The sequence below is a fragment of the Streptomyces sp. genome, from assembly GCF_050698815.1.
Taxonomy (GTDB): Bacteria; Actinomycetota; Actinomycetes; order Streptomycetales; family Streptomycetaceae; genus Streptomyces.
Genome location: NZ_JBOHCV010000412.1, coordinates 1 through 5,807 on the forward strand (window position 1 = coordinate 1; position 5,807 = coordinate 5,807).

Below are 5,807 nucleotides of genomic sequence, written 5' to 3' on the forward strand. Positions count from 1 at the left end.
CTTGGAGACCATGCCGCCGGTGCCCAGCCCGGAGCTCGACATCCGCACGTCCAGCCCGGCCAGGTCGACGGCCGACGACACCTCGGCGATCTTGCGCGACGCACCCCGCCGCGGGTCGCCGTCGTAGAGAGCGTCTACGTCGGACAGCAGCACCAGCGCGTCGGCCCGCACCAGGTGTGCCACCAGCGCGGCGAGCCGGTCGTTGTCGCCGAACCGGATCTCCTCGGTGGCCACGGTGTCGTTCTCGTTGACGACCGGGACGGCGCCCATGGCGAGCAGTTGCTCCAGCGTGCGGTAGGCGTTGCGGTAGTGGGCGCGCCGGCTGGTGTCATCGGAGGTGAGGAGCACCTGGCCGACCCGGCGTCCGTAGCGCGCGAAGGACGCGGTGTAACGGGCGACCAGCAGCCCCTGTCCCACGCTGGCGGCCGCCTGCTGCCGGGCCAGGTCGCGGGGGCGTCGGGGAAGGCCCAACGGTGCGAGCCCGGCGGCGATGGCGCCGGAGGAGACGAGCACGATCTCCTTCTCCGGCTGCGCGCCGTGCTTGGCCAGCGCGTCCACCAGGGCGTCGACCCGGTCCGCGTCCAGGCCCCCGGCGGAGGTGGTGAGCGAGGAGGAGCCGACCTTGACGACGATCCGCCGCGCCTCCGCCACGTCCCGCCGTGCGTGCGCGCCCTTGCCGGGGCCGGGGCCGACTGTCGACTTGCTCACGTCCCGCTGCCCGCCTGTTCCTTCTGTCACGCCGTTACGTTCCCGTCCCGTTCCCCGTCACATTCCCGTTCCCCCCGCGGACCGGCCCGCGAGCGGCCTCGGACTCCGCCTCGCCCGGCCTCCCGCTCGCAATGTACGGCAGCCCTGATCCACTACGCTCGGTCGTTCCGGCCAATGGACCGGCGGGCATGATGCCTTTGCCCCTGTATGGGCGCGAGACACCCCGCCACAGATTGTCACCGGCACCGCGTCCGGCATACGGTCAGTGGTCAATCACGGCCGATCACCCCCCACCGGCCGTGTTCCTCCGCAAGCCCGCAACCTCCTGCCAGGAGCCCAGCCCGTGCCCCCTGCCGGTCTCTCCCCCCGCCGCGCTGTCCAGCTGTCGGCGCTGTTCGCGCTGACGGTTTTCTATGCCGCACAGCTCGCCGGTGCGCTGCTGCCGAACGTGCCCGTGTTCATCGTCGCGTCTGTGGCGGGTCTCACGCTCGACCTCTATCTCACCCACAAGCAGCCGGGCCTGCTCGCCCTGCTGGGCAAGGTCCGCTTCGACGTCACCACGCGCCAGCTGCTCCGCGACATGGTGATCGTCATCGGCCTGGTGCGGATTCCCGACGTCCCCCCGGACATCGAGCGCCCCCTCACTCTGCTGCTGCTCGCCGCGTACGCCGGGCACTTCCTCTGCCAGGCCGTCGCCCAGTTCGTGCGCCGCAGCCGTACGCTGCCGATCCTCACCCGCAACATCGACGCCGCCGCCCTGGGCCTGACCATCTCGCCGCCCCGCCTGCTGGCCCGGCAGCCCAGCCGCAGGCTGCTGCGCTTCTCCATCCCCGGCACCATCGGGCTGATGCTCAGCGCGAGCCTGTCCACCGAGGTGTGGGGCATCGTGGGCATCGGCCTCAGCCTCCTGCTGTCCCTCGGCGCCGCCGTGTATCTGGGTACGTGGATGCTGCCGAATAAGCGGCACGCGAACGAGCGGCAGGCGCTGGAGTGGCTCGACACGTGGCTGGCGTCCTACCGGCCGACCGTCGGCATGTACTTCTCCGGCGGCACCACCTCCGCCTACCAGGCGAACATGTGGGTCTCCACCCTCGCCCAGCTCGACGGCAACCCGATCATCGTGCTCCGCGAGCGCTTCATGGTGCAGAAGATCGAGGCCACCGACATTCCCATCATCTGCATCCCGAAGGTCGCGCACCTGATGCACCTGGAGCACTCCACGCTCAAGGTGCTGCTGCACCCCGCGAACTCCGGCAAGACCTCGCAGGTGCTGCGCATCCCCACCATCAAGCACGCCTTCACCAACCACGGCGAGAGCGACAAGCTGTCCTCGTGCAACCCCTACGCCAAGGCGTACGACGAAATCTGGGTGGCCGGTCCCGCCGCCCGCGAGCGCTACCAGCTCGCCGACATCGGCGTCGACGACCGTGACGTGGTCGAGGTCGGACGCCCCCAGCTCTCCCCCATCGAGCCGTACGCGGGCGCGCCGCAGGGCGCGTACACCACCGTCCTGTACGCCCCCACCTGGGAGGGCTGGACGAACGACCCGGGCAACACCTCGGTCATCCTCGCGGGCGAGAACATCGTCCGTGAGCTGCTCGCCGACCCCGGGGTGCGGCTGCTCTACAAGCCGCACCCGATGACCGGTTCCGTCGACCCCCGCGCCGGCGCCGCCAACGCGCACATCCAGGCGATGATCACCGAGGCCAACGCGCAGCGTTCCGGGGACCGTCCCGGCCCCGAGGCCGCCGCCGAACTGGCCCGGCGCGCGAACGAACTGGACGAGCTGACCACCACCGCCTTCCGCCGGGGCGCGGACGAGGTGGAGAAGATGATGCTCCAGTCCGCCCCCGAGGCGGGGCGTTCGGAACACGTCGCGGCGGCCACCGCCGCCTGGGAGGCCGCCTACTGGGCGTCGTTCCCGGAGTGGGAGCACCAGATCATCACCGGGCCGCGCCCGGCGATCTACACCTGCTTCAACCAGGCCGACCTACTCATCTCCGACGTCTCGTCCGTCGTCTCGGACTATCTGACGAGCGAGAAGCCCTATGCGGTCGCCAACACCAGCGGACTGGCCGAGGACGTCTTCCGTGCCGGCTTCCCGACCGTACGGGCCGCCGCGATCCTCTCCCCCGAGGCGACGGAGGTCCCGGCGCTGCTGGAGTCGGTGCGCGAGCCGGCCAAGGACACCCTGGTCAAAGCCCGCGCGGAGCTGAAGGTCCACCTCCTCGGCCCGGCCGACCCGCCCTCGATGGCCCGCTTCAACCAGGCCGCGATCGACCTGTGCCTGTCGACCGACGCCCGCAACGAGCGGGTGGCGAGCCGCATGAGCGAAATCCCGGGCCAGCGCGAGACGGAGGCCCAGGAGGCGGCGGAGGAAGCCGAGTTGGAGGCCGCGCCGAACGGCGGCGCGTCAACCGACCCGGAGGACGCCGACCAGGTCACCGCCTGACGGCCGGACGGCCTGACGCACGACGAAGGGTCCCGGAGGCACACCGCCTCCGGGACCCTTCGTCGTCGGCGGGGGTTCTCCCACCCACCACGGCGACTCACCACCCTCACGGCCCGGGTTGCGGCACCGGATAATGTGCTGCTGCCGGTGCAGGATGGCACGGCACCGTGCTCAGGGAACCCCCGCTAGGAGGCAGATGCTGTGATCGACATCTCCGATATCGAGGCGGCATCCCGGCGGATCGCGGGTCACGTCGTCGCTACGCCGACGGTGCCGAGCGACGGCCTCTCCGCGCTGCTCGGTGTCCCGGTCACCACCAAGCTGGAGCTGTTGCAGCGCACCGGCTCCTTCAAGGCCCGGGGGGCGGCGGCGAAGCTCCTCGGGCTCAGCGCGGCCGACCGCGCGGCAGGCGTGGTGGCGGTGAGCGGCGGCAATCATGCGATCGCGGTCGCTGTCATGGCCGGCGCCCTGGACGTGAAGGCGACCGTCGTCATGCCGCGGTCAGCACCCGCCCGCGCGGTTGACGTCGCCGAGGCGGCCGGGGCCACGGTGCGCCTGACCGACGGCATGGACGGCGCGTTCGCGCTCATGTCCCGGTTGCAGGCCGACGGACTGACGCTGGTGCACCCTTTCGACGATCCCGTGGTGACGGCCGGTCAGGGAACCGTTGGTCTGGAACTCGCCCGCGACGCCGGCGACCTGACCGATGTGCTCGTCAGCATCGGGGGCGGCGCACTGATCTCCGGCGTTGCCGTGGCGCTGCGCGCGCTGCGGCCCGGGGTACGGATCTGGGGTGTGGAGACCGAAGGCGCGCAGGCCATGTCCGAGGCACTGGCCGCAGGCGGCCCGGTACCGGTCGCACTGTCCTCGATCGTCACGACCCTCAGCGCACCCGCCGTCTCGCAGCTCACCTACGACCATGTGTCCGCCACCGTCACAGACGTACTGGTGGTCTCGGACGCCGAAGCCGTCCAGGGCACGCTCGACCTCGCGAACCACGCCAAGGTCTGGGCCGAGCCCGCCGCCGGCTGCCTCCTGCCGGCCGCCCGTCAGGTACGGGAACGTGTGGGTGACGGGGCACACCTGGGGCTGGTGGTGTGCGGCGGCAACGCGACGACGGCGAACGTCGCGTCCTGGGCAGAGCGATTCCACTTGCTGTGACGGCTGCCAACGTGATCGAGCTCCGCGTACTGACACCGGACGACTGGGCGAGTTGGCGAACTCTGCGGCTCGCCGCACTCGCGGAAGCGCCGTATGCGTTCAAATCCCCGCTGGCGGAGTGGCAGGGCGAGGGCGACCGGGAGGAACGGTGGCGGGCGCTGCTGAGCATCAACGGCTCGCGCAACTTCCTGGCACTCCTCGGCGGCCGGCCTGCCGGGATGGCCCGGGGTGTCCCGGCCTCGCAGAAGGACGTTGTCCATCTGAACTCGATGTGGGTCGGTGAGCACGCCCGTGGCCGGGGTGCCGGAGACCTGCTCGTCACGGCGGTGGAGGAGTACGCCCTGGGCAGGCTGGCGACGACGCTGCGGCTCACCGTCGCCCCTGCCAACACGCATGCCATCGCGCTTTACCGGCGCCACGGACTCCGAGAGACCGGGGAGCTCGGTGAGGTCATGCCTGACGGCCGACGCGAACGCGTCATGACGAAGACTCTCGCCCCCGGCTGAAACGCCCGCCGTCGCTCACACCCGGCGCCAGCGCGCCAGCGCGAAGCAGAACAGCCCGAAGAGGGCGACTCCCACGGCGATGGCCGCGAGCAGCCACGGCCCGGCAGGCGTCTGGGCGAAGGAGCGCAACGCGTCGTCCATGCCCTTGGCCTCGTCGGCGTCCTCGGACCACGCCGCCTCCATGGCGAAGACGCCCAGGACGACGAGGACCGCCCCGCGGGAGACGCCACCGCCCACCCCGAGCACGTCGACCCACCGGCGGGCCCGGCGCGGAATCCGCGACATGCGCATCTGATCGTGGTACTTCCGCCGTATCGCCTGTACGGCACTCCAGGCACCGAACCCGGCGATGATCAGCCCGACGATGCCCACCAGCCACTGCCCTGCCGGTACGGACAGAGCCCGGGCAGTGATGTCCTGGGACTTGGCGTCGCTGGAACCGCTGCCCCTCGACCCCACCGCGTACGAGATCACCGAGTACGCGAGCACGCCGTACAGCACGAACCGCCCCGCCGACATCAGCCGCTTGCGCGGCTTGTTCCCGTGCCGCTCCGATGCCCCGAACAGCGCCTCGGTCAGCCGCCACAGCGCGAGCCCGGCCAGCCCGAGCCCGACGCCCCACACCAGGAACCGCCCGAAGGGCTGCGCCGCCAACTCCCGTAGCGCGCCGCCCTGATCGGCCTTTCCGCCACCGCCGGAGGCGATGCGCAGGGCGAGCAGCCCGACGAGGATGTACAGCACGCCTTGGGCGATCATGCCCGCCCGCGCCACGCTCTCGAGTGCTGTGCTGTTGGCCGCCTGGCGGGCGTTACGCCGCCCTCGCCGCATCGCTGCCGGTGCGTTCATGCTGCCGCCCCTCCCTCGGTCACGCCGGTGGTGGCGCGACCATGCAGGTCAGCGATTGCCCCCGTTCGACGCGACGGAAACGCGAACTACCGGTCAACCACGACGGACTCGACGAGCCGGGCGAAGGCGACGAC

5 protein-coding genes are annotated in these 5,807 nt (G+C 71.3%); 3 read left to right on the forward strand and 2 right to left on the reverse strand.

Annotated elements, in window-relative coordinates:
• The coding region (gene proB / locus ACRDP3_RS15010) for a glutamate 5-kinase (protein WP_431517440.1) at nucleotides 1-651 on the reverse strand (651 nt) is incomplete at its 3' end.
• Nucleotides 652-1,051: 400 nt separating this feature from the next.
• On the opposite strand from proB, the gene ACRDP3_RS15015 reads away from it, so the two are divergent.
• The 3 genes from ACRDP3_RS15015 (at nucleotide 1,052) to ACRDP3_RS15025 (ending at nucleotide 4,827) form a co-directional block, all read left to right on the forward strand.
• Nucleotides 1,052-3,160, forward strand: coding sequence for a hypothetical protein (locus tag ACRDP3_RS15015; protein ID WP_431517436.1), 2,109 nt, complete (start codon nucleotides 1,052-1,054; stop codon nucleotides 3,158-3,160).
• Nucleotides 3,161-3,361: 201 nt separating this feature from the next.
• Nucleotides 3,362-4,321, forward strand: coding sequence for a threonine ammonia-lyase (locus ACRDP3_RS15020; RefSeq protein ID WP_431517437.1), 960 nt, complete (start codon nucleotides 3,362-3,364; stop codon nucleotides 4,319-4,321).
• Nucleotides 4,318-4,827, forward strand: coding sequence for an N-acetyltransferase family protein (locus ACRDP3_RS15025; RefSeq protein ID WP_431517438.1), 510 nt, complete (start codon nucleotides 4,318-4,320; stop codon nucleotides 4,825-4,827). The genes ACRDP3_RS15020 and ACRDP3_RS15025 overlap by 4 nt, the downstream gene beginning before the upstream one ends.
• Before the next feature lie 15 nt (nucleotides 4,828-4,842).
• Here ACRDP3_RS15025 and ACRDP3_RS15030 read toward each other — a convergent pair whose 3' ends face one another.
• Nucleotides 4,843-5,673 (reverse strand): DUF1206 domain-containing protein, encoded by an 831-nt coding sequence (locus ACRDP3_RS15030; RefSeq protein ID WP_431517439.1) that lies wholly within the window; start codon nucleotides 5,671-5,673, stop codon nucleotides 4,843-4,845.
• Nucleotides 5,674-5,807 lie beyond the last annotated feature (134 nt).

Coding starts and splice junctions, on each gene's coding strand:
- ACRDP3_RS15030 (WP_431517439.1), bottom strand. CDS start 5,673: ATGAACGCACCGGCAGCGATGCGGCGAGGGCGGCGTAACGCCCGCCAG.